Source organism: Pseudomonas sp. HMWF032 (assembly GCF_003060885.1).
GTDB lineage: Bacteria > Pseudomonadota > Gammaproteobacteria > Pseudomonadales > Pseudomonadaceae > Aquipseudomonas.
Window position 1 is genome coordinate 1 of sequence record NZ_QAIG01000013.1, and the last position, 23,406, is coordinate 23,406.

Sequence of the window (23,406 nt, forward strand, 5' to 3'; positions counted from 1 at the left end):
TTACCGCCGGCACCGAGCCGAATGCCTCGCACACGTTGATGCTCGATGCGCGCAGCGGCGGGGCGGTTGAAATGCCAGCGACCAACGGCCCTGGTACATGGATGCGCTGTCGATGTCGCAGCCGCTGCATTTGGGCGACTACGGCGACATGCCAATGGGAATTCTCAGGGCGGGGCTGGATATGCTGACCATCATCGGGCTCGGCAGCGGCCTGTAACGCTGCTGGGTTCGCCGGCGAACTCCGACCACACAACCTGAGCGCTCGGAGGCCACAGCGTGCACTGGCGTCAGTCGACCTTGGCCCTGCCACTGCTGATTGTCCTGCTTGGCGCCATCGGCCTGATCAGTGCGCGGCTGGGTGATAGCGGCTGGGATGCTGCGGCCTGGCGGGGCCTCGGCTTGCCCGCCGTATGAGGGGGTGGGCCACGGCTGCGACGCTGAGGCCCATGTTCTGTGGGCTACGACCTTGGTCTAGAACACTGAAAGCTACGACTAAGGTCGTCTGTCACTCCGCCGGCGTGAGCCTAGAGTAGGCTCATCACCCCAACGTCGGAGGACAACAATAATGCACGACGACAGCTACGCGCGGATTCAATCAAATCCGCGCTTCCAGGAACTGGTCGCCAAGCGCGAACGCTTTGCCTGGACACTCTCAGCCATCATGCTCGGCCTGTACGTGGCCTTTATCCTGCTGATCGCCTTCGAGCCGCAATTGCTCGGCACGCGTATCAGTGCCGACTCACCGATTACCTGGGGTATTCCCATGGGCGTCGGTTTGATCCTCTCGGCCTTCGTGCTGACCGGTATCTACGTGCAACGCGCCAATGGTGAATTCGACACCCTCAACCAGGCCGTACTCGACGAGGTGCAGAAATGATCGCACGCATTCTCACGGCCATCGGTCTGATGGCGCTGGCCCCTGCTCTGTGGGCCGCTGGGGCGCTGGAAGGCGATGTCCAGCGCCAGCCACTGAACACCTCGGCCATTGTGATGTTCCTCGCCTTTGTTGGCGCAACGCTGTACATCACCTACTGGGCGTCCAAGCGCAACACCTCGACTTCCGACTTCTATACTGCGGGCGGCAGCATTACCGGCTTCCAGAACGGCCTGGCGATCGCCGGCGACTACATGTCGGCGGCCTCGTTCCTGGGTATTTCCGCGCTGGTATTCACCTCTGGCTATGACGGCCTGATCTACTCGATCGGCTTCCTGGTCGGCTGGCCGGTGATCCTGTTCCTGATCGCCGAACGCCTGCGCAACCTTGGCAAGTACACCTTTGCCGACGTCGCCTCCTACCGCCTCGGGCAAACGCAGATTCGTACCCTGTCCGCCAGCGGTTCGCTGGTAGTCGTCGCGTTCTACCTGATCGCACAGATGGTCGGTGCCGGCAAGCTGATCGAACTGTTGTTCGGCCTGGAATACCACGTGGCGGTGATCCTGGTCGGCATCCTGATGGTGCTGTACGTGCTGTTCGGCGGCATGTTGGCGACCACCTGGGTACAGATCATCAAGGCCGTACTGCTGCTTTCCGGTGCCTCGTTCATGGCCCTGATGGTGATGAAACACGTCGACTTCGACTTCGCCCGGCTGTTCAGCGAAGCCATTGCCGTGCACCCCAAAGGCGAGGCGATCATGAGCCCCGGCGGCCTGGTGAAAGACCCGATTTCGGCAATCTCCCTCGGCTTGGCGCTGATGTTCGGTACCGCTGGCCTGCCGCACATCCTCATGCGCTTCTTCACCGTGAGCGATGCCAAGGAAGCGCGTAAGTCGGTGTTCTACGCCACGGGCTTTATCGGCTACTTCTACATCCTGACCTTCATCATCGGCTTCGGCGCGATCCTGCTGGTCAGCACCAACCCGGACTTCAAGGACGCCACCGGCGCTCTGCTCGGCGGTAACAACATGGCGGCGGTGCACCTGGCCAACGCCGTGGGCGGCAGCTGGTTCCTCGGCTTTATCTCGGCCGTGGCCTTCGCCACCATCCTCGCGGTGGTAGCCGGTCTGACCCTGGCCGGTGCCTCGGCGGTGTCCCACGACCTGTACGCCAGCGTGCTGAAGAAAGGCAAAGCCAACGAGAAGGATGAGCTGCGCGTATCGAAGATCACCACTGTGGCCCTCGGCGTCCTGGCCATCGGCCTGGGCATCGCCTTCGAGAAGCAGAACATTGCCTTCATGGTCGGTCTGGCCTTCTCCATCGCGGCCAGTTGCAACTTCCCGGTGCTGATTCTCTCCATGTACTGGAAGAACCTGACGACCCGTGGTGCCATGATCGGCGGCTGGATGGGCCTGGTCACCGCAGTGACCCTGATGATCCTCGGCCCAACCGTCTGGGTGCAGGTGCTGGGTAATGCTCAGGCGATCTTCCCTTACGAGTACCCAGCGCTGTTCTCGATGGCCATCGCCTTCATCGGTATCTGGTTCTTCTCGGTGACGGATAAATCTGTGGCGGCCGGCGATGCCCGTGCCCGCTTTATCCCACAGTTCGTACGCTCGCAAACGGGCCTGGGTGCCAGCGGTGCCAGCGCCCACTAAACAGGGGTGATGCAGTACAAAAAGGGCAGCCTCAGGGCTGCCCTTTTTATTGCGCGCCGTACGTGGTTCACTCCAGGCTACAACTTCTACGATCATTACCATGCGCAGCCACCCCACACTTCAGGAACCCACAATGTCCAACCCGAGCATGACCCTGTTCTACACCGCCACCTCGCCCTTTGTGCGCAAAGTCATGGTGCTGCTGCACGAGACTGGCCAGCTGGGCCGCGTGCAACTAGAAGAAGTGCAACTCAGCCCAACCAGCCCCAGCAGTGTGGTTAATGCCGGCAACCCGGCCGGCAAGATTCCCGCCCTGCGTCTGGCTGACGGCTCGGTGCTGCACGACAGCCGGGTGATACTCGACTACCTCGACCGCCAGCATGTCGGCGAACCCCTGATCCCGCACGATGGCCCGGCCCGCTGGCGGCGCCTGACCCTGGCCTCACTGGCCGATGCAGTCCTTGATGCCGCCGTGCTGATCCGCTACGAAACCTTTCTGCGCCCCGAAGAAAAACGCTGGGATCAATGGCAGGCCGCGCAGCAGGAGAAAATCGAACGCGCCCTGCAGCAGTTTGAAAGCGAGGCGGTTGCCGAGCTGGCCAGCCACTTCGATATCGCCGCCATCACCCTGGCCTGCGTCTTCGGCTACCTCGACCTGCGCCAGCCCGAGCTGAACTGGCGTGAACGCTACCCACAACTGGCCGGCTGGTATGCCGACGTCAGTCAGTTGCCGTCGATGCAGGCGACCGTCCCTCAGCAATGAGCCACGTCGGCTCAACCGTAGTAGCCAAAAACGATCAGGCCCTGGGCCGGAATCAACAGCAGGATGCCCTCGGGCTTGATGCTGTAGAAACTGCCTGGGCTCTGCATCGCCACATTGATCAGCTGCTCCAGGCGCTCACTGGGTGAGGCGCAGGCCAAGGACAGCCAGCCGCCATCAGCATTTAGCTCGTCCGGCACCGGGCTCGGCTGCCAGGGCTCGAAGCGGTAATAAGGCTCGCTATAGCCACGGGCCTGCCGGGCCTGAGCGAGAAACCCCAGCGCGTCCTGGTGCAAGGCCCAACGGGTGTGCGCCGACATGCGCCACACTGCGACCCCACAACCTTCGCGCACGCCGCTTTCACCATCGATCAATAACACCGAAGTCGGCTCCAGCGATGCCGGCAGTACATCGACCATGTGCTGTCGCTCAAACAGCTTATAGGCCAGGTACAGCCCCAGCATTAGCCAGATCAACAGCTGCAAGCCATACACCGTGCCGCGATACAGGGCCTTCAACCCACGTTTGCTCGACTCCATGGATAACCGATGCGTCGTCACCTCACCAGGCTCCCGCATAGAAATAGAACAGCCACAGGCCAGCCATGCTTAGCCCACCCAGGCCCGCGGCGCCGACGTAAGCCTCACGATCAGCCGTAGCCAGCCAGCGGTAAGACAACCGCTGCAACCACAAGCCAAGCAGCGCCAGCGGGGTGAACAGCGTATTGAACGGCCAGGACGGCAGCAGAGCCCCGAGCAACAGCGCCAACAGATAACCCGCCTGCTGCCCCATCAGCAGCCCTTGCAGAACGCCCCAGCACCGGCTCATCGCGGCGAACCTGCAGGCAACACTGGCAGACGCACGCATGAACGTCGTGTCGACACCGCCGGGGCAAACAAGCGGGCAATCCGCCGCGCCAGCAGGTGCCCGGCGCGCGACTCTTCGCGCAAACCGATATGCCCGCTCATCGTACGTACCACAGGCGAAAAAAAACGGCGGCCAGCAGCAGGCCGATTTGCCCGAGCCCTGCACACAGGCTGAGAAAGGATTGCAGCGTAGCGTTCTGCGCCGCGTCGCTCAGGCCGGTCAGTTCGAACCAGAAGCCTTGCGGCAGTTGCAGGCTGAGCAGCGCCAGCGGCTTGCCGCTGAGTATCAGCGTATCGATCACGCCAAATTGACCACAGAACATCAAACCCAACAGCACCAGTAACGCGACCGCCAGGCCGAGGGTGCTGCATGCGGCAAACTGCACCAGTAAACGCATCATGATTGGCTCTCCAAGATGGGCGCAGCCTGGACTGCGCCCGGGTTGATCAAAGGCTGCTAGCCGGGCTGGCTTTGCCTACGCCGTACCAGTCGAGTTTGCGGGTCAGCACCATCACGCCGGTCAGCACGCCGAACACCAGGATCGAGCCCATCAGCAGCGCGTAGTCCTCGGCACTCAACAGGGCGAACAGCAAGCCGTACAACGCCGCCAGCAACAGGCCGAAGGCACCGCCACGCACAGCGCTGTGCAACACATGGCTGACGTAGAAACCGATCAGCGCCACACAGGCCAGCGCCGAAATACCGTAGGCAGTGGCGAAACTCAGGTGCTCGGACAACGACAACAGCAGCAGGTAGAACAACGCCAACGACATGCCGACCAGGGCGTATTGCACCGGGTGCACCGCCATACGTTTGAGCACTTCAAAGAGGAAGAACACGGCGAAGGTCAGGCCGATAAACAGCAGCGCGTATTTGATCGCCCGCTCGGTTTTCAGGTACTGGTCCACCGGGTCGACAAAGCTCACGCCGAAGTGGCGTGCGGTCAGGGCATTGCAGCTGTCACCGCGAACACAGTCGGCCAGTGCTTCCTCCAGGTTGGTGGCGAAGAAACTGGTCTGCCAGTGCGCCTTGAAGCCCTTGTCTGTCACTTCACGGCTGCTCGGCAGGTATTCGCCGACAAAGCTCGGGTGAGGCCAGCCGGAGGTCAGCTCGACTCGGCTATCGCGACCCACCGGGGTGATGCTCAACTGCTCAGTGCCCTGCAATTTCAGGTCGAAGGCGAACTCCAGGGTTTGCCCGCCCTGGGTATCCAGCGGCGGCAGCGGCGCATGCACACCGGCACCGAAACGCTCCTCGGCGCTGCCGGGGGCGAAGCTCAGGGTCATGCCGTTGAAGCGCAGCTGCAGGTCATTGCTGATCCCGCGGATATCGCTGATGCCGACCGAGAGAAACGGCTGATCGAACTGATACAGACCCAGCTCATCGCCCAGCCCCAGACGCGCCGGCAACTTGAAGGCGCCATTGATCTGGTTGTCGCTGCGGTACAACAGCGCCTTGTAGATACCGCGCGCACGCTCCTCGGTGCTGACCTGACCATTGAGCACAAAACGCTCCGGCAGGAAGTACAGGCGCCCCCGGCTCTTCTGCTCTTCCAGGTAACGCTCGCCGGTCTTGGCGTGGGTCTTCCACTGGTTCCATACCTTGGTGTAAGGCATCACCAGAATCGGCCCGGTGAGCTGCTGGCGGTAGCTGGAACTGCGCGCGATGTCCTGCAGCACCTCGGCGCGTTGGTACTGCCGCTCGCTCACCAGCCCGCCGATCATCGACAACGGCACCAGCAACAACAAAATCAGCAGGGCAATGGCGCCCAGCTTGAAACCCAGGATACGGCTCATGGTGCAACTCTCCGCGACGGTTAAGGTAGGCAGAGTCTGGGCGGCGCAAATGGTGGCTTTATGGAGAGCAGATGGAGAGTGTGTGGAGATACCGCACAGCTGCAAAGCAGGCCAATAGACAGCCGTCAGGGAAATGCGTAGCGTGCCGCTGATCGCCAAGTAAGGATGAACGGCCATGACCCAGCACAACCCCTACGCCAGCCCGCAAGCCAGCGTCGTCGACGCAGAATCACGGGTATCCGACGAGCAGATCGCCGCACTCCCCATCTCGGATAAATGGAAACAGCGCTTTAGCGCGATCCACCATGCCGGTGGCATCAAGATGCCCAAGTTCAAGCAGCTGCCCGCCGAGGAGCGGCGCATGGCCTTCAGCTTCAACTTTCTGGCGTTCTTCTTTGGGCCGATCTACTACGCCATCAAGGGCATGTGGAAAAAGGGCCTGGCACTGTTCCTGGTCTGCGCAGTGGTGGTTATCACCCTCGGCATCGGCCTGGACTACCTCGGTTACAGCAAGATCGCCAACGCGCTGGGCTATGGCATTGGTGCGGTATTCGCCGTACGCGCCAATATCGATTACTACAAGAAGATGCTGCTAAACGATAACGGCTGGTGGTAGAGGTCCGCGCATGATCCCCAGGGTATATGGCAGTCCTCATGGGCGACCACTGTTCTATTTTCATGGTGTGCCAGGCGCAGCGGTCGAAGCGGCGATGCTGCATCAAGCCGCCTTGACGCAGGGCATCAAGCTGCTGGTGGTGGCGCGCAACCTGCCGGGCGAACTCGACCGCGAGGACTACCTGCAACAGCTGGCGCAACAGGTCATGCAGCACGCGGCAGGCCAGCCGATTCACCTGCTCGGCTTCTCCATCGGCGCCTGCCTGGCGTTGCGTGTCGCTGCACGCCTGGGCGAGCAGGTGGCCGCCGTTCACCTGCTCTCCGCCGCCGCCCCCTGGGAAGTGGCCAGCAACCGCGTCGGCATGGGCGCCGGGCGTTACACCTTTGGCTGGGCGCAGCATTCCCCACGACTCTTTCGCGCCTTTGCCAGCTACCAGGCACTGCTGGCGAATGTCAGCCCGCGCTTGTTGCTCAATCTGCTGTTCGCCGGTGCCGGCGGCAAGGACCGCGAGCTGCTGCGCCAGAGCGCTACAGTGGACTGGCTGAAAACAATCCAGCGCGACTGCTTCCGACACGGCATCCACTCTTACGCACGGGACATCCACCTGTATGTCGAGCCCTGGGCCGCCGAGTTGCGTAACGTCACGGCCGCGGTCAACCTGTGGCATGGCGAAGCTGACAACTGGGCACCGATTGCCATGTCCATTTACCTGCAGCAGCAGTTGCCTGTGGTCACAGCCTTTACCCGCTGCGACGGCCAAGCTCATTACACGTGCCTGTTGGAAAACGCCGCAGCCGCGATGGCCTGCGTGCAAGGCCGAGCAGACCAACCTCTACCCCGCTGAACACCCGCCAAGGATGGAGCATGAGCACACTCGCACTGCCGCTGATCAACCTGCTGACACTCAGCGCCGACACCGTTCAGGGGGTGATCGATCTGTATATCCTTGCGGCGCTGGCCGGTGTGTGGATCTACCGCGACGGTCGCGCGCGGGGCAAATCGTTGGCCTACCTGGCGCCATTCTTCACCCTGACGGCAGTTTTTGTGTCAGTCGGTCTCTTACTTTACTTGGTGCTCCGCGCCTGGCCGCACACGGATACAGCAAACGGAGAATGCCAGTGAGTAGCCACGCACTGCTCAGCTCCTTGCTGCGCTACAAGGCCTGGGCCAACCAGGAACTCTTTGCGGAACTACAACGCCTTGACCCCATTACCCAGCACAGCGAACTGCACGCGGCCCTGCGCATTCTCAACCACATCCATGTGGTCGAACGGATCTTTGTCGCCAATCTGCAGGGCATCGAGCACCGCTACAGCGCTACCAACACCCACGAAACGCCCACGCTGTCAGCACTGCAACAGGCGGTGGAGGAAACTGATCGCTGGTATCTGGACTATGCCGCAGGACTAAGCGCCGAACAGTTGGCCGAACGCCTGAGCTTCACGTTTGTTGATGGCGATGCCGGCTGCATGAGCCGCGAGGAAATGCTCGCGCATATCGTCACCCATGGCGGCTACCACCGTGGCGCGGTCGGCCGGATCATGGCGCAGCTGCAACTGGCGCCGCCGCGCGATATCTACACGCGCTTTCTGCATGAGGACCAGCCGCAGCGGCGGAAACAGCAATGAGACGGGAGAATCAACCGCCGCGAATGTACTGCTCCAGCTGCTGAATCAGGCTGGCCTGGTCAGCAATGGTGTGTTTGACCAAGTCACCAATCGACAACAGACCAATCAGCTCGCCGTCAGCCAGTACAGGCAGATGCCGCAGGTGGCGGTCGGTCATCAGTTGCATGCAGTAACTTGATGTGTCACGCGGGGTGACGGTCAGCACATCGGCGGTCATGATTTCGCTGATCGCCACATCAAACGAAGAACGCTCCAGCAACGCGACTTTGCGCGCATAGTCGCGCTCACTGACGATACCGGCCAAACGGCCTTTCTCATCCAGCACCACCAAAGCACCAATGCCCTTCTCGGCCATCAGCTTAACCGCGTCCAAAACCGAGGTACTGGGGGTCACGCTGTAGACGGCAGCCTGGGGTTTGTTACGAAGAATCTCGGCAACTGTTCTCATGCGGCGGCTCCTGCTCTGTTTCTTATTGAGACTCTGAGGATAGTGCGCGGGGCGAGTGTTGCCTGGCAACCCGACAGCCCGATCAGAGCATCTGTGTGCGCTCAGCGCAACCATTACAAACGAGCAAAGTCAGTGCCAAGCTGTACGTCAGTTGCCCGATGATGCCGGCAGTCGCAGACGTGCTTCAACCCCTCCCGCGACATTGCCAATGTGCAGCGTGCCGCCATGCAGCTGCATAACTTCCTCAACAAAGTTCAGCCCCAAACCGGTGCTCTTGCGACCGTTGCCGGGGCGCGGCAGCGAGTAGAACCGCTCGCTCAGGCGCGCCAGGGCGTAATCGGGAATCGCCTCGCCCTGGTTGAACAGGCATAACTCGACCTGCCCGCCAAGGGCTTGAGCGCTAAAGCGAATCAGCCCGCCCGACGGGGTGAAATCCAGCGCGTTATCCAGCAGATTGGCCAGTGCCTGGCGCAGCAAAAAGGCCTCGCCGCAGGCGCTTAATTGAGCGCCGATGGTGTTTTCAATCTGCAGACCGGCGGCTGCGATGCGCGCCATTTGTGCCTGCAACAGCGACTCGACCAGCGCGCGCAAAGGCACTGCCACTTGCTCTTCGAGGCCCTGGCGTTGTTCGACTTGAGCCAGGTGCAGCAGGCGCTCGATCAGTTGCTGCATACGCGCGCTTTCCTGCTCGATATTGGCCACGAAACGCTGCCGTTGCGCCGTCGGCATCTCGCTGTCGAGCAACTCGGCTGCGCCACGAATCGCAGCCAGCGGGCTTTTCAGCTCGTGGGTCAGGGTGTGCACGTAACGTTCGACGTAGGCTTTGCCTTCCAACTCGGTGCGCATGCGTTCAATGGCTTCGGCCAGTTGCGCCAGCTCGCCACCGCGCACGCTGGGCAGTTCGGCACGTTGCCCGGCGCTGACCGCCTGGGCGTAGCGAGTCAGCTTGCGCAATGCACCACTGAGCCACCAGGACAGCAGTGCACCGACCAGCAGACCGAGCACAATCAGGCCGCCGCCGAGCCAGGCCAGGCGCTGTTCGGAGCGTTCGATATAGGGCTGCAGGGTGCGGTTGGGCTTGGCCACCGAGACCACGCCGATGATGCGCTCGCCATCCTTGATCGGCGCGGCGACGTACATCACCGAGGAGTCGGGGTCGTTCGGGTCTTCCTTGGTCGAGCGTGCGCCGTATTCACCGCGCAGGGTCAGCAACACATCGTTCCAGCGTGAATAGTCCTGCCCCACGGCTGCGCCGGTCGAGTCGAGCAGCACCATGCCCTTGGCATCGGTGACATAGATGCGGTGGTTGACCTGGGTTTTCTCCACACCCCAGATCTGCGCCTTGGGCTGACGCTGACCGTAGGCTTGCAGCAGCGCGGGCAGGCGGCTCTGTTGCAGGCTGCCTGCCTTAACCTCATCACGCAGAATCTCCGCCAACAGGTTGGCGGTATCGACCAGGGTTTCTTCGGTGCTTTGCCTTACGCCGGGGCGGATTTCGTCCATCACCGTGCTCAGCACAAACCAACCGGCCAGGCCAACAAAGAGGAAGTACACGAGAAAGATGCGAATCCCCAAGGGCATCAGGCGTGCCTCGGCGAATAGCTGTAACCCAGGCCACGATGAGTTTGGATCGGCTCTGCCGCAGCGGCCACCTGACGCAATTTGGCGCGCAGACTCTTGATGTGGCTGTCGATGGTGCGCTCGTAGCCAACATCGGCGGCCACGCCCAGGCCATCAAGCAATTGCTCGCGGGAGAACACCCGTTCAGGCTGCGCCAGCAGGCTTTGTAGCAGGCGAAACTCATGGCGCGTCAGGCTCAGTAACTGGCCATGGTAATGAATCTGTACCCGTTCGCTGTCCACCTGAAACGGCCCACTGATCACGTTCACAACCGGGCTGACGGCCGGCGCTTCACGCGGGGCCATGCGTTTGAGGATGGCCTTAACCCTTGCGGCCACCTCGCGCGGGCTGAAGGGTTTGACCACGTAATCGTCGGCACCGATTTCCAAACCGACCACACGATCAATCTCTTCACTGCGCGCAGTGAGAAACATCACCGGCACCTCGGAGAACCGGCGCAGGCGCTTGCAAGCCTCAAAACCGCTGATATCCGGCAGGCCGACATCGAGAATCAGCAAATCCGCAGGGTTGCGTTGTTGCTCGGCCAGCGCCAGCTCGGCGAGGCTCAGCCAGGTGGTGGTGAAGCCTTCGCTTTGCAGGGCAAAGATCAGGGTGTCGGCGATCGCGGCTTCGTCTTCGACAATCAGAATATGCGGCATGGCGTCCTGCTCGTAACAACTCGGCGGGGAGCCTGCGGCAGGCTGTGCAAAGCGTCAAGGGCAGCCTAGGCTGGGCGCGCTGCAGGCCCATACGCGCGCCTAAATAGACAAGTGCAGCGCGAACATGGGCCGATCTGCTTTAGTCCAGCTTGAAGCGTGCCGTGTTCTGTGCCAACACCCGGCTACCCTGCCCCAACTGCTCGGCCGCCGTGCTGACAGCCTGGGCCCCCTCAAGCAACACGTTGGCGGCCTGATCGACCTGCTGAATGCTGTCGTTGACTTCATCGGCCGTGGCCGCTTGTTGTTCCGCCGCCGTAGCAATCTGGGCCAGGCGATCGGTCACCAGCTGCACCGATTCAACAATCGCGCTGAGATCCTCGCCCATGGCCAGCACGCTGCCGACATCGCCTTCAGCCTGACGCACGGCATCTTCCATCTGGGTGACCGACTGCCCCACCACACGGTGCAGATTAGCAACGGTATCGGCAATTTCGGCGGTGGAGTTCTGCGTGCGCTGCGACAGTGAGCGCACTTCATCGGCGACCACGGCAAAACCACGCCCTTGATCACCGGCACGAGCAGCCTCGATCGCCGCATTGAGCGCCAGCAGGTTGGTTTGCTCGGCAATCCCCTTGATCACATCCACCACCCGGGTGATCTGCTCGGTCTGGCTACGCAACTGTTGCAGCGTGGTGGCGCTGTCGCCCAGACGAATGCTGAGCTGGCGCATGCTCTGGCTGGTACGGGCGCTGCGTTGGTTGCTCTGGCTGGCGATTTCGCGGGTCTGGCTGGCCTCAACCGCCGCCTGCTCACAGCTCTGCGCCACACTTTGCGCGGTAGCCGCCATCTGCGTGGCGGCGGCGGCAATCTGGCTCATTTGCGAACGCTGCTGCTCAACCGACTGCAAAGCGTTGCGCGCCTCACCATTAAGCACCTGCACGGTGCTTCCCAGCTGCTGGCTCTGTTGATTGACCCCGAGCATGGATCCACGCAACTGGCCAACCGCGGTATTCAGGGCCTGGGCAATGTTGGCCAGGTCGTCTAAACCATACACCTGCATGCGTACACGCAGATCACCATCACGCAAGCCTTCAGCCGCCTCGATAATGCCGGCGGTGCCGCGCCGAATCGAAGCGTTGAGACAGAACAGCACATAGAGCGCCAGCAGGGTCAGCAGGCTGAACACAATGATCACTTCAATCATGCCGACCAACGCTTTGTGCCGGTACTCGCCCAGGCTCAGCGCGAACTGCGTATAAAGCGCACGTTGCAGATCACGCAGCTGCGTTTCGAGTTCACTGACGCGTTGCACAAACTGCTCTGGGGTCAGCGCCATCGGGCTGGACTCGAACATGTCACGGTCAATGCCTGCCAGGAAGGCTTCGTAGCCTTGCAGCGCTTCGTCATAAGGAGCTTTCATCTGGCGCATCGCCTGGGGCGCTTCAATACCCAGGGTCGACTGGGCCTTGCGCAACTGGCTGCGTGACTCATCCAGATTGCGACGCAAATCGCGAATCAATACCCGACTCTGCAGCGTGAAATGCTTTGACACCACCGCACCATAGCCTTGGCTGGCAAAGCTGCCCAATTGCTCAAGCAGGCGCGGCAAGGTGTAGGTGAGTTGCTCCATCATCAGGTACGTGTCGATATGCGGATCGAGAATCAGGCCGCTGTCAGTGGCCACCTGTTCACGCAGGGCCAACAGATTTAGCAACCCCTTCTGATAACTCTCCAGCGCATCGGGTAATGCCAATTTGCCCAACACATCCACGGACAGCCCGGCCTTTTCGTTATTAAGACTCTGCAAGTGCTGGCGGGCATGATCCCCGTATAAGGCAGACTTGAGCGGCTCATCGAGCTTCAACAAGGCATTGTCCAGTTCATCGGTGCGAGCACGCAACAGGGCTTCGGCCGGTTTATCGGTGCCCTTCCAGCGTGACAGCAAGGTGCGCTGATCAATCAACTCCTGCTGCACACCGGCCATCAGCTGCAACGCACTGATCCCTTCCAGCTCACTGTCAATAAACGTGAGCCGATACTTGAAGTTGCTGCTGATCACCCAAAGGGAGAACATCAGTGGCAAGGCAAACAAGACAAACACCAACTGAAATTTGCGGGCGAAGCTGAACCGTTCCAGCAAACGCATACCGGGTTTGAGTACTCCAGTCATACACACCTCAGCCTGTAGAGCACGCCAGCGTCAATAGCGTGGCAATTGCATACACAAGGCAAAAAACACGCCTGATTACCTGGCAATAAAATCTCATGCTGCGGTGAGCATAGTTGAGTGACCGGGGGCTCACAGCCGATGACAACATGCCTGGCACCCCGAGGTATCAGCCCGTGATGCCGCTCCACAATTCATCGACGTTGCGGAACCCCCAGTTCTCGGCTGACTCACGCCCGACAATTTTGTCGCGGCCCACCAGCTTGTTGAGGTCGAGCACTTCCTGGGGGATCGGGGTTTTCGATTTGGCAGAAAAGAACACCTTGACCTTGGGCGCCAGCAAGGACTTGGCCTGCTGCTCCAGGACCACACCAATGCGTCCGCTCTCCAGACGCACCAGCGAACCGACCGGGTAAATGCCCACGGTTTTAACAAAGGCCTGAAACACTACAGGGTCGAAATGGCCCTTCCACTCGGCCATCTTGCGGATCGACTCGGCCGGGTCCCAACCGCGCTTGTAGGGCCGGTCAGAGGTAATGGCGTCATACACATCACAGACCGCCCCCATGCGCGCATACAGGCTGATCTGCTCACCCTCCAGACGATGAGGGTAGCCCGTACCGTCGATCTTTTCGTGGTGGTGCAAACACACATCGAGCACCAGGGCACTGACCTGTTTGCTTTCCAGCAACATGCGTGAGCCTGCCTCAGGGTGGTTACGCACCGTGGCAAATTCACTGTCGGTCAGCTTGCCGGGCTTGTTCAGCACTTCGTTGGGGATGGCCATCTTGCCGATGTCATGCAGCAAGCCCGCCAATCCGGCTTCACGGACCTGGCCCTCGCTCAATCCCAACTGACGCGCCAGCGCAATCATCAGGGCGCACACCGCAACGGAGTGCATGTAGGTGTACTCGTCTGCATTTTTCAGGCGTGCCAGGCTGATCAGGGCATTCGGATGACGCATGACCGAGTCGGAAATTTCCTCGACCAGTTCGCCCGCCTGCTCAAACTGCAGCGCCTGCCCCATGCGCGCATCACTGAACATGCTGATCACCGCGGCCTTGGCATTGGCACACAGCTTGGCCGCACGGCGAACCTCGTCATCCATCGAGACGGCCAGGCTGACCGGCGTGCTCTGCACCGCAGCCAGCAGGTTGGCCTCGGCTTCGGCGGCAACCTCTTCAGGGCTTACGCTGGCGGTGCCGTCTTCAACATCCAGGCCTTTGCTGACATCAATCCATAACTCGCTGATGCTGCTGCTCTTGATGCGTTGCAGGTCTTTTTCAGAGTTGAGGAGAAACTTAGACTTCCAGAAGGGGTGGTCCATCCATGCGCCACAAAACTCGTGGATATACATACCGACTCGCACGTCGGCCACCGCAATGCACTTCAACATGGACTGCACTCAAATGAGGTCAAAACTAAGGCTTAGCAGTCAGTTTAGCTGACCAGTCAGAATGCATTGTTATGGCCACGCCAGTTAATGGCAATAGGCTGCAGGCCGCCTGGGACGGGCTTGGAAGCTATGACACGAGTGCTTATCATTGCCGCTCTCGCGCACACAAGGAGTTGCCATGCGCCCCCTGATCACAGGGCTAAGTGTCCTCATTCTGCTGCTGCTCAATACGCTGGCCCTGATCGTCCCGCTGCTGCTGATCGCCCTAGGCAAGTTCGTCCTGCCAGGCAAGGCCCTGAAAACGGCCAGTTCGCGCGGCGTAATGTGGGTGGCGGAAACCTGGGCGGAGATCAACAAGCTGATCTTTGCCGCCCTACTGCCCGTGCGCTGGGATATTCGCGGCAGCGCTGACCTGCGCCCAAGCACCTCCTACCTGGTTATCAGCAACCATCAGTCCTGGGTGGATATTCCAGCGCTGGTGCAGGCATTCAACCGCAAAACACCGTATTTCAAGTTCTTCCTCAAGCAGGAGCTGATTTGGGTGCCCTTCCTTGGGCTGGCCTTCTGGGCGCTGGATTACCCCTTTATGAAGCGTTACTCCAAAGCGTTTCTGGCCAAGCACCCGCACATGCTGGGCAAGGACCTGGAAATCACCAAGCAGGCCTGTGAGAAGTTCAAGGACCTGCCGGTGACCGTGGTCAACTACCTCGAAGGCACCCGCTTTACCCCGGCCAAGCAGGCGCAACAGGGCTCACCCTTCCAATACCTGCTCAAGCCCAAGGCCGGCGGCGTGGCCTTTGTGCTGGCGGCATTGGGTGAGCAGCTGGATAAAGTGCTGGACGTGACCCTGGTGTACCCCGGCACCCGCACTCCCGGTTTCTGGGCGCTGATCAGCGGACAGGTGGACAAGGTGATCGTCGATATCCAGACCCGCGAGCTGGACCCGGCACTGTGGCAGGGCGATTACGAAAACGACCCAATCTTCCGCCAGTATGTGCAGAACTGGGTGAACACACTCTGGGAAGACAAGGATGCGCGGATTGCGCAGATTCGCGCGGAGCTGTGAGGTTTTTGGCGCGGCAAAAGCCCCTCCCACAAGAGCACTGCAAATCTGTGGGAGGGGCTGGGCAGCACACCGTTTTAGCCAAAGATAAAGCCCTGTGGGAAGGGCTGGGCGGCATCCGCTTTAGCCGCGACGGTTTAATGACCGCTGATCAAGCCGCGCTGAACAGCTTGTGCGGATCAATCACGAATTTCTTCGGCACGCCGGCATCGAACTCGCCGTAACCACGCGGCGCGTCGTCCAGGCTGATGACCTGCACGCCCACCACTTCGGCGATATTGATACGGTCCCACATGATCGCCTGCATCAACTGGCGGTTGTACTTCATCACCGGGGTCTGGCCGGTGTGGAAGCTGTGGGATTTGGCCCAGCCGAGGCCAAAGCGGATGCTCAGGCTGCCGATTTTGGCAGCGGCGTCCACCGCGCCCGGATCTTCGGTGACATACAGACCGGGAATGCCGATCTTGCCGGCCACGCGCACCACACCCATCAACGAGTTGAGCACCGTGGCCGGCGCTTCGTGTTGCACGCCTGCATGGCCGTGGCCACGGGCCTCGAAGCCCACCGCATCCACCGCACAATCGACTTCCGGCTCGCCCAGCAGCGCGGCGATCTGTTCGTGCAGCGGGGTGTCTTGCGACAGGTCGGCAATCTCGAAGCCCACTGCCTTGGCGTGGGCCAGGCGCACCGGGTTGACGTCACCGACAATCACCACGGCCGCACCGAGCAAGCGTGCCGAGGCAGCCGCAGCCAGACCGACCGGGCCCGCACCGGCGATATACACCGTGCTGCCAGGGCCAACGCCCGCCGTCACCGCACCGTGGTAGCCGGTGGGCAGGATGTCGGACAGGCAGGTGAGGTCGCGGATCTTCTCCATGGCCTTGTCGCGATCCGGCAGTTTCAGCAGGTTGAAGTCGGCGTACGGCACCATGGCGTATTCGGCCTGACCACCGGTCCAGTCGCCCATGTCGACATAGCCATAAGCACCGCCAGCACGTGCCGGGTTGACCGACAGGCACACGCCCGTGTGTTGCTCTTTGCACGAACGGCAGCGACCGCAGGCGACGTTGAACGGCACCGAGACCAGATCACCAATTTTCAGGTTTTCCACGTCGCGGCCCTTCTCGATCACCTCGCCGGTGATTTCGTGGCCCAGCACCAGGCCGGTTTGCGCCGTGGTGCGGCCGCGGACCATGTGCTGGTCGGAGCCGCAGATATTGGTGGAGACCACACGCAGGATGACCCCGTGCTCGATCTTGCGACCGCGCGGGTCCTGCATTTTTGGATAGTCGATTTTCTGCACTTCGACCTTGCCAGCGCCGAGATAGACGACGCCACGATTACCAGACATACGTATTTCTCCTTTCTTGTTGTGAATACAAAGGCGCAGCCAACGGTCGCGCAGCCTTGTACTGGAGTTTGTGTCTGTTGCCGAGTGGGCCGAGAACTTGGCAGTCGGCATCACCCGTAGCCCGGATGCAATCCGGGGAGAATCTGTGTGGCACTCGCCACTCCCGGATTACATCCGGGCTACACCCCTGCGATATCCATCACTCGATCGTAGGAGCGGGCCATGCCCGCGATAGGCCATAAACATCGCGGGCATGGGCCGTTTCTACAGCCTTGAGCCCAGGGTTAGGCGTGGAGCACCACCGTGCGGCCATCGTTAAGGAACACGCGGCGTTCAAGGTGATAGCCGATGGCTTTGGCCAGGGTTTGGCACTCGATGTCGCGGCCCTTGGCGATCAGGTCTTCGGGGTAATGAGCGTGATCCACCAGCTCCACGCCTTGGCTGATGATCGGCCCCTCATCGAGGTCGTTATTGATGTAATGGGCAGTGGCGCCGACCAGCTTGACGCCCTTCTCATAGGCCTGGTGATAGGGCTTGGCGCCTTTGAAACCGGGCAGCAGCGAGTGGTGAATATTGATCGCCCAGCCATCCAGCTGGCGGCACAGTTCGGGCGACAGCACCTGCATATAACGGGCAAGCACCACCAGCTCGGCGCCCGTGTCTTCGATCACCTGCAGCACTTTGCGCTCTTGCGCGGGCTTGTCTGCCGGGTCGAGCGGGAAGTGGTAATAGGGGATGTCGTGCCAGCGTGCCAGCGGCTCCAGATCCGGGTGGTTGGACACCACCGCCACCACGTCCATGGCCAGATGGCCGATACGCTGGCGGTAGAGCAGGTCATTCAGGCAATGGTCGGCCTTGCTGACCATCAGCACCACTTTCGCGCGATAGCCCGGCGGGGTCAGTTCGACCTGCATGCCGAAAGCGCTCAGGCGATCATTTAGCCCGGCGCGAAAGGCCTGCTCATCGAAGTCATCCGGCTGGCGGAATTCCACACGGATAAAAAAGCGCGACGACAGGCGATCATCGAAGGAGTGGTGCTCGGTGACATAGCAGCGCTGCTCGAACAGAAAGCGTGTCACCGCATCCACCGTGCCGAGCACGCTCGGGCAGTGGGCGGTGAGAATCCAGGTGTCGGGGGTGCGGCTCATGGTCAGTCCCTCGGTAGAACTCGTGGGAGATGCTGGGCGGCATTCCGCTTTAGCCGCGAAAAGCAGTCGCGGCTAAAGCCCCTCCCACAGGATGTCTGTTGCTGTCAGGCTTTGATCGCCAAGCCGTATTCGGCGCTGGCGTCCTGCAGCCACAGCCAGAAGTAGTCGGAGAAGCTGCGGCGGATCAGCAGTTCCCAGGTGTCTTCGCCGGTGTGGCGGATCACCAGTTGCGACTTGGCGAAGTGGGTGCCCACCGCCTTGCCGACCGGGAAGTTGCTCGGGTGCACGTCATAGCTGGTGGACTTCATCAGCACTTCACGCACCTTCGGCCCGCTCAGTTCCAGCAGGGTCTGCCCGCCGCTGACATTGACGATCGAGATGTGCTGGCCCTCCAGCGCCTCGCGCAGCTTCTGCTCGACCGCGAACTCGCTACCGCTCGGCACAATCAGCAGCCACTCATCCGGCGCCAACCATTGCAGTGAGGTGTCGCCGGCGCTTACCACTGTCAGCGCCGACGGCAGCTCCAGCCCCAGCGCCTTGTGCACACCACCGGCAAAGGCTGAGTCCTTGGCGTCTCCGCGCAGGGTCAGGTGACCGAGCAATTTCTTCTCGCGCACCGTCACCCCGGCGCTGGTAGAGCCTTTACCCGCCAGCTGTGCAAGGCCGGCGTGGAACAGAGGCGATTCGGCATGCGCCGCAGCCGGGCGTTGCTGATAGACGTTGATCAAATTAGACATTCTGGCGATCCCCTTTCGGGTCATAGAACACGGAGCTGACGATTTCGGCTTCGATCAGGCTGCCATCGGCCAGCGGTGCAAACACCCGCTCGCCAGTGCGTTTGAGGCCGCCCTTGACCACACCCATGGCGAAGGAATAACCCAACGCCGCGCTCATGTAGCTGGAGGTGACGTGGCCGACCATCTGCATCGGGATGGTCTGTTTCGGGTCGAACACCAGTTGCGTGCCTTCCGGCAGCACCTTGTTGGGGTCGACGGGTTTGAGCCCGACCAGCTGCTTGCGGTCTTCGCGCAGGCTGTCTTCGCGGTTCATGCCGCGCCAGCCGATCCACGAGAACGGCTTGGTGCGACCGACACACCAGCCCATGTTGAGGTCGTCCGGGGTGACCGAACCGTCGGTGTCCTGACCGACGATGATGAAGCCCTTCTCAGCTCGCAGCACGTGCATGGTTTCGGTGCCGTAAGGCGTCAGGCCATGCTTCTGGCCGGCTTCGATGATTTTTTCCCACACGCCCAGGGCGTAGTCGGCCTGCACGTTGACTTCGTAGCTCAGCTCACCGGTGAAGGAGATGCGGAACACCCGCGCTGGCACGCCGCCGACCTGGCCTTCCTTCCAACTCATAAAGGGGAAGGCGTCTTTGTCCAGATCAATGTCGGTGACCTCGGCCAGCAGCTTGCGGCTGTTGGGGCCGGACAGGGTCATGGTCGCCCAGTGGTCGGTGACCGAGGTGAAGTACACCTTCAGCTCCGGCCACTCGGTCTGGTGGTAAATCTCCAGCCATTCCATCACCCGTGCGGCACCGCCGGTGGTGGTGGTCATCAGGAAGTGGTTGTCGGCCAGGCAGGCGGTCACACCGTCGTCGAAGACCATGCCGTCTTCCTTGCACATCAGGCCGTAACGGGCCTTGCCCACATCCAGTTTGGTCCAGGCGTTGGTGTACACGCGGTTGAGAAACTCGCGGGCATCCGGGCCTTGAATGTCGATCTTGCCCAGCGTCGAGGCATCGAGAATGCCGACCGCGTTACGCACCGCCAGGCACTCGCGGGCCACGGCGGCGTGCAGGTCTTCACCGGTTTTAGGGAAGTACCAGGGGCGTTTCCACTGGCCCACGTCTTCGAACTCGGCACCGTTTTGCAGATGCCAGCTTTGCATCGCGGTGTAACGTTTGGGCTCGAACAGCGCGCCACAGTGACGACCGGCCACCGCGCCGAAGGTCACCGGCGTGTAGTTCGGGCGGAACATGGTGGTGCCCATCTGCGGGATGCTGATGCCCAGCGAACGGGCGGCAATTGCCAGACCGTTGATATTGCCCAGCTTGCCCTGATCGGTGCCGAAGCCCAGCGCGGTGTAGCGTTTGACGTGCTCGACCGACTCGAAGCCTTCACGCGTCGCCAGTTCGATACCGGCAGCGGTGACGTCGTTCTGCAGGTCGACAAACTGCTTGGGCGCACGCGCCGTCGGCTTGTCGTGGGGCACTTGGAACAGCGCCAGGGACGGCTCTTCCATGCGCACGGCCACCTGCGGCAGGCTGGCGGCAACGGCTTTAAAACCGGCTTCGGCGGCGGCTGAAACACCGGCCTCGAAACCATCGGCCAGGGCATCACCCAGGCTGAACACACCATTTACAGCACCGGCGCACAGGCGCTTCTGAAAGCCGCCCTCGCCCGGCACAAAGGCCAGAATATCTTCACGCCAGGTCGGCCGGCCGCCCAGGTGCGAGGCCAGGTGCACCACCGGGCTGTAACCGCCGGAGCTGACGATCAAATCGCAGTCGAGCACCTCACCCGGGCTGCTGACCTTATGGCTCTGCACATCGATGGCGCAGATGCGCGCAGCGGTCACGCGCTTGCTGCCGGCGGCTTCGACCACGGCGCTGCCGGTGAGGATACGCACACCCCGTGCGCGCGCCTCTTCCACCCAGCTGCCGCGTGGGTTGCTGCGCGCATCGGCCACCGCCACCACCGGCAAGCCGGCATCCAGCCAGTCGAGCACCACGCGGTAGGCGTAATCGTTGTTGGTCGACAGCACCAGCTGCTTGCCCGGTGCCACGCCATAACGGCGCACGTAGGTGGACACCGCATCGGCGAGCATATTGCCCGGCACGTCGTTGTTGGCGTACACCAGCGGCCGTTCGTGGGCACCGGTGGCCAGCACCACACGTGTGGCTCGCACGCGGTGCATGCGCTGACGAACCATACCGAGTGGCGCGATTTCACCAAGGTGATCGGTCAGGCGCTGGTGAATGGTGAGGAAGTTGTGGTCGTGGTAACCGTTGACCGTCGAGCGCGGCAACAGGGTCACGCCAGACATGCCGGACAATTCGGCAATCACCTGCGCGGCCCAGTCGGCGGCCGGTTTGCCGTCGAGGGTTTCGCGGGTGCTGAGCAGGCTGCCGCCGAACTCTTCCTGCTCATCGGCCAGGATTACCCGTGCACCGCTGCGCGCAGCCGCCAGCGCGGCGGCCAGGCCCGCCGGGCCAGCGCCGACCACCAGCACGTCACAGTGCTGGTTCATGTAGTCGTAGCTGTCCGGGTCCACGGCGGTCGGCGCGCGGCCAAGACCGGCGGCCTTGCGAATGTATTTCTCGTAGGTCAGCCAGAGGTTCTGCGGGTACATAAAGGTTTTGTAGTAGAACCCCGGCGGCATCATCTTGCCGCCGACCTTGCCGAGAATGCCCATCAGGTCGGTGTTCACGCTCGGCCAGCCGTTGGTGCTGCTGGCGACCAAACCGGCATACAGCGCCTGCTGGGTGGCGCGCACGTTGGGGATCTGCGCCGCTTCGGTGCTGCCAATCTGCAGCACGGCGTTCGGCTCTTCCGCGCCGGCGGCAACGATGCCGCGCGGCCGCGAATACTTGAAGCTGCGCCCGACGATATCCACGCCATTGGCCAGCAACGCGGCGGCCAGGGTGTCACCGGCAAAGCCTTGATAGCTCTGCCCGTTGAAGCTGAATGTCAAAGGCTGGCTGCGATCAACGCGGCCGCCGCTGGCAAGACGATTGACCTGGCTCATGCCGTTACTCCTTGGTCGCTGGCCTTTTTCTCAGCAGTGCCAGCAGCGGTGACGCTGGGCTTCTCGCCGATCTTGTAGGTTTCGAGAATTTCGTAGGTCACCGTGTGACGGGTGGCGTTGAAGTACTTGCGGCAGCCGGCGGCATGCACCCACAGCTCGTGGTGGATGCCGCGCGGGTTATCGCGGAAGAACAGGTACTCGCCCCACTCGGCATCGGTGCAGGCAGCCGGGTCCAGCGGGCGCGGAATGTGCGCCTGGCCCTTGGCGTGGAATTCCTCTTCGGAGCGCAGTTCGCCGCAGTGAGGGCAAAAGATATGCAACATGGGGAAGCCCTCTTAGTGAGCCACGGCAGCAGCGCCGTGCTCGTCGATCAATGCGCCGGTGTGGAAACGGTCCATGGAGAACGGCTTGGCCAGCGGGTGCATTTCGCCCTTGGCCAGGCTGGCGGCGAAAACGTGGCCCGAACCCGGCGTGGCCTTGAAGCCGCCGGTGCCCCAGCCGCAGTTGAAGAAAAGATTGGGCACCGGGGTCTTGGAAATGATCGGGCAGGCGTCCGGCGAGGTGTCGACGATGCCGCCCCACTGGCGGTTCATGCGCACCCGCGAGAGCACCGGGAACATCTCGACGATGGCCTGCAGGGTGTGCTCGATGGTCGGGTAGGAGCCGCGCTGGCCGTAGCCGTTGTAGCCGTCAATGCCGGCACCGATGACCAGGTCGCCCTTGTCGGACTGACTGATGTAACCGTGCACGGCGTTGGACATGATCACGCTGTCGATAATCGGTTTGATCGGCTCGGACACCAGCGCCTGCAGCGGATGGGATTCCAGCGGCAGGCGGAAACCGGCCAAGCCGGCCATGTGCCCGGAGTTACCGGCCGTAACCACGCCCACGCGTTTGCCGCCGATAAAGCCCTTGTTGGTTTCCACGCCGATGCACACGCCGTTTTCCTTGCGGAAACCGATCACCTCGGTCTGCTGGATCAAGTCCACGCCCAGTGCATCGGCGGCGCGGGCATAGCCCCAGGCTACGGCATCGTGACGGGCTACGCCGCCACGGCGCTGCACGGTAGAACCCAGCACCGGGTAACGGGTGTTCTTGCTGCAATCCAGGTACGGAATCTCGGCGGCCACCTGCTTGGCATCCAGCAGTTCGCCATCCACGCCATTGAGGCGGTTGGCGCTGACGCGGCGCTCGGAGTCGCGCATGTCCTGCAGCGTATGACAGAGGTTGTAGACGCCGCGCTGGCTGAACATGACGTTGTAGTTGAGGTCCTGGGACAGGCCTTCCCACAGCTTCATCGCATGCTCATACAGGTGCGCCGACTCATCCCACAGGTAGTTGGAACGCACGATGGTGGTGTTGCGCGCCGTGTTGCCGCCGCCCAGCCAGCCCTTCTCGATCACCGCGACGTTCTTCACGCCGAACTCTTTGGCCAAGTAATAGGCCGTGGCCAGACCATGGCCGCCACCGCCGACGATGATCACGTCGTACACCGGCTTGGGCGTTGGGTTGCGCCACATGCGCTGCCAATTTTCGTGGTGGCTGAACGCGTGCTTGAACAGGCCGAAGCCGGAATAACGTTGCATGGGATGCTCCTGAAATCGG

At 61.7% G+C, this 23,406-nt stretch carries 25 protein-coding genes and 1 pseudogene; 10 read left to right on the forward strand and 16 right to left on the reverse strand.

What is annotated here, in order from left to right; genetic code table 11:
• Positions 1-82: 82 nt before the first annotated feature.
• The 5 genes and pseudogenes from DBR00_RS17670 to DBR00_RS17685 all read left to right on the forward strand — a co-directional run.
• Positions 83-214, forward strand: a pseudogene (locus DBR00_RS17670) (PepSY domain-containing protein); the annotation flags it as partial.
• Positions 215-276: 62 nt separating this feature from the next.
• Positions 277-414 carry a hypothetical protein gene (locus DBR00_RS20745; protein ID WP_177480023.1) on the forward strand — a complete coding sequence of 46 codons (138 nt, stop codon included), beginning with the start codon at positions 277-279 and terminating at the stop codon, positions 412-414.
• A 151-nt stretch (positions 415-565) separates the two neighbouring features.
• Complete coding sequence (locus DBR00_RS17675) at positions 566-877, forward strand: DUF485 domain-containing protein (RefSeq protein WP_108485981.1); 312 nt, start codon at positions 566-568, stop codon at positions 875-877.
• Complete coding sequence (locus DBR00_RS17680) at positions 874-2,532, forward strand: cation acetate symporter (protein WP_108485980.1); 1,659 nt, start codon at positions 874-876, stop codon at positions 2,530-2,532. Before DBR00_RS17675 ends, DBR00_RS17680 begins: the two co-directional genes overlap by 4 nt.
• A 133-nt stretch (positions 2,533-2,665) precedes the next feature.
• The gene (locus DBR00_RS17685) at positions 2,666-3,295 is read left to right on the forward strand and encodes a glutathione S-transferase N-terminal domain-containing protein (RefSeq protein WP_108485979.1); all 630 of its coding nucleotides are present in this window, start codon (positions 2,666-2,668) and stop codon (positions 3,293-3,295) included.
• A gap of 11 nt (positions 3,296-3,306) precedes the next feature.
• Here DBR00_RS17685 and DBR00_RS17690 read toward each other — a convergent pair whose 3' ends face one another.
• Genes DBR00_RS17690 through creD form a run of 5 tightly spaced genes read right to left on the reverse strand, consistent with a single transcriptional unit; the run spans position 3,307 to position 5,955 of the window.
• A complete protein-coding gene (locus tag DBR00_RS17690; RefSeq protein ID WP_108485978.1) occupies positions 3,307-3,831 on the reverse strand; it encodes a hypothetical protein in 525 nt (174 codons plus the stop codon).
• A gap of 22 nt (positions 3,832-3,853) precedes the next feature.
• Positions 3,854-4,120 (reverse strand): hypothetical protein, encoded by a 267-nt coding sequence (locus DBR00_RS17695; protein WP_108485977.1) that lies wholly within the window; start codon positions 4,118-4,120, stop codon positions 3,854-3,856.
• Positions 4,117-4,260 (reverse strand): hypothetical protein, encoded by a 144-nt coding sequence (locus tag DBR00_RS20690; RefSeq protein ID WP_158271578.1) that lies wholly within the window; start codon positions 4,258-4,260, stop codon positions 4,117-4,119. The genes DBR00_RS17695 and DBR00_RS20690 overlap by 4 nt, the downstream gene beginning before the upstream one ends.
• The gene (locus DBR00_RS17700) at positions 4,257-4,559 is read right to left on the reverse strand and encodes a hypothetical protein (RefSeq protein ID WP_371920679.1); all 303 of its coding nucleotides are present in this window, start codon (positions 4,557-4,559) and stop codon (positions 4,257-4,259) included. The genes DBR00_RS20690 and DBR00_RS17700 overlap by 4 nt, the downstream gene beginning before the upstream one ends.
• 46 nt (positions 4,560-4,605) lie before the next feature.
• Entirely contained in the window at positions 4,606-5,955 is a 1,350-nt protein-coding gene (gene creD, locus DBR00_RS17705; RefSeq protein ID WP_108485976.1) for a cell envelope integrity protein CreD, read from the reverse strand.
• Positions 5,956-6,130: 175 nt separating this feature from the next.
• Here creD and DBR00_RS17710 point away from each other — a divergent pair, with 175 nt between their 5' ends.
• The 4 genes from DBR00_RS17710 to DBR00_RS17725 are packed head-to-tail and all read left to right on the forward strand — an operon-like array spanning position 6,131 to position 8,199.
• Positions 6,131-6,571, forward strand: a complete 441-nt coding sequence (locus DBR00_RS17710) for a DUF2628 domain-containing protein (RefSeq protein ID WP_108485975.1) — start codon at positions 6,131-6,133, stop codon at positions 6,569-6,571.
• A gap of 10 nt (positions 6,572-6,581) precedes the next feature.
• Positions 6,582-7,415 (forward strand): alpha/beta hydrolase, encoded by an 834-nt coding sequence (locus DBR00_RS17715; RefSeq protein ID WP_108485974.1) that lies wholly within the window; start codon positions 6,582-6,584, stop codon positions 7,413-7,415.
• Between the two features lie 20 nt (positions 7,416-7,435).
• Positions 7,436-7,693 carry a DUF2834 domain-containing protein gene (locus tag DBR00_RS17720; RefSeq protein ID WP_108485973.1) on the forward strand — a complete coding sequence of 86 codons (258 nt, stop codon included), beginning with the start codon at positions 7,436-7,438 and terminating at the stop codon, positions 7,691-7,693.
• On the forward strand, positions 7,690-8,199 hold the full coding sequence (locus DBR00_RS17725; RefSeq protein WP_218276635.1) for a DinB family protein: 510 nt from the start codon (positions 7,690-7,692) through the stop codon (positions 8,197-8,199). Before DBR00_RS17720 ends, DBR00_RS17725 begins: the two co-directional genes overlap by 4 nt.
• A 10-nt stretch (positions 8,200-8,209) precedes the next feature.
• On the opposite strand, the gene DBR00_RS17730 is transcribed toward DBR00_RS17725, so the two are convergent.
• The 5 genes from DBR00_RS17730 to DBR00_RS17750 form a co-directional block, all read right to left on the reverse strand.
• Positions 8,210-8,647, reverse strand: coding sequence for a CBS domain-containing protein (locus tag DBR00_RS17730; RefSeq protein WP_108485971.1), 438 nt, complete (start codon positions 8,645-8,647; stop codon positions 8,210-8,212).
• A 147-nt stretch (positions 8,648-8,794) separates the two neighbouring features.
• On the reverse strand, positions 8,795-10,228 hold the full coding sequence (gene creC / locus DBR00_RS17735; RefSeq protein WP_108485970.1) for a two-component system sensor histidine kinase CreC: 1,434 nt from the start codon (positions 10,226-10,228) through the stop codon (positions 8,795-8,797).
• Positions 10,228-10,926 carry a two-component system response regulator CreB gene (gene creB / locus DBR00_RS17740; RefSeq protein WP_108485969.1) on the reverse strand — a complete coding sequence of 233 codons (699 nt, stop codon included), beginning with the start codon at positions 10,924-10,926 and terminating at the stop codon, positions 10,228-10,230. Before creB ends, creC begins: the two co-directional genes overlap by 1 nt.
• A 139-nt stretch (positions 10,927-11,065) precedes the next feature.
• Positions 11,066-13,096 (reverse strand): methyl-accepting chemotaxis protein, encoded by a 2,031-nt coding sequence (locus DBR00_RS17745; protein WP_108485968.1) that lies wholly within the window; start codon positions 13,094-13,096, stop codon positions 11,066-11,068.
• 166 nt (positions 13,097-13,262) lie between these two features.
• Positions 13,263-14,489 carry an HD-GYP domain-containing protein gene (locus DBR00_RS17750; protein ID WP_108485967.1) on the reverse strand — a complete coding sequence of 409 codons (1,227 nt, stop codon included), beginning with the start codon at positions 14,487-14,489 and terminating at the stop codon, positions 13,263-13,265.
• 178 nt (positions 14,490-14,667) lie between these two features.
• On the opposite strand from DBR00_RS17750, the gene DBR00_RS17755 reads away from it, so the two are divergent.
• Positions 14,668-15,555 (forward strand): acyltransferase, encoded by an 888-nt coding sequence (locus tag DBR00_RS17755; protein ID WP_108485966.1) that lies wholly within the window; start codon positions 14,668-14,670, stop codon positions 15,553-15,555.
• A gap of 148 nt (positions 15,556-15,703) precedes the next feature.
• Here the strand turns inward: DBR00_RS17755 and fdhA are convergent, their stop codons facing one another.
• The 6 genes from fdhA to DBR00_RS17785 all read right to left on the reverse strand — a co-directional run bounded on the left by fdhA (position 15,704) and on the right by DBR00_RS17785 (position 23,387).
• Entirely contained in the window at positions 15,704-16,903 is a 1,200-nt protein-coding gene (gene fdhA, locus DBR00_RS17760) for a formaldehyde dehydrogenase, glutathione-independent (RefSeq protein ID WP_108485965.1), read from the reverse strand.
• 284 nt (positions 16,904-17,187) lie between these two features.
• On the reverse strand, positions 17,188-18,051 hold the full coding sequence (purU, locus tag DBR00_RS17765; protein ID WP_108485964.1) for a formyltetrahydrofolate deformylase: 864 nt from the start codon (positions 18,049-18,051) through the stop codon (positions 17,188-17,190).
• Between the two features lie 104 nt (positions 18,052-18,155).
• A complete protein-coding gene (locus DBR00_RS17770; RefSeq protein ID WP_108485963.1) occupies positions 18,156-18,788 on the reverse strand; it encodes a sarcosine oxidase subunit gamma in 633 nt (210 codons plus the stop codon).
• Positions 18,781-21,801: a sarcosine oxidase subunit alpha gene (locus DBR00_RS17775; protein ID WP_108485962.1), complete on the reverse strand. Its 3,021-nt coding sequence runs from the start codon at positions 21,799-21,801 to the stop codon at positions 18,781-18,783. The genes DBR00_RS17770 and DBR00_RS17775 overlap by 8 nt, the downstream gene beginning before the upstream one ends.
• Positions 21,798-22,124 (reverse strand): sarcosine oxidase subunit delta, encoded by a 327-nt coding sequence (locus DBR00_RS17780; RefSeq protein WP_108485961.1) that lies wholly within the window; start codon positions 22,122-22,124, stop codon positions 21,798-21,800. The genes DBR00_RS17775 and DBR00_RS17780 overlap by 4 nt, the downstream gene beginning before the upstream one ends.
• 12 nt (positions 22,125-22,136) lie before the next feature.
• Positions 22,137-23,387, reverse strand: a complete 1,251-nt coding sequence (locus tag DBR00_RS17785) for a sarcosine oxidase subunit beta family protein (protein ID WP_108538091.1) — start codon at positions 23,385-23,387, stop codon at positions 22,137-22,139.
• Positions 23,388-23,406: the final 19 nt, after the last annotated feature.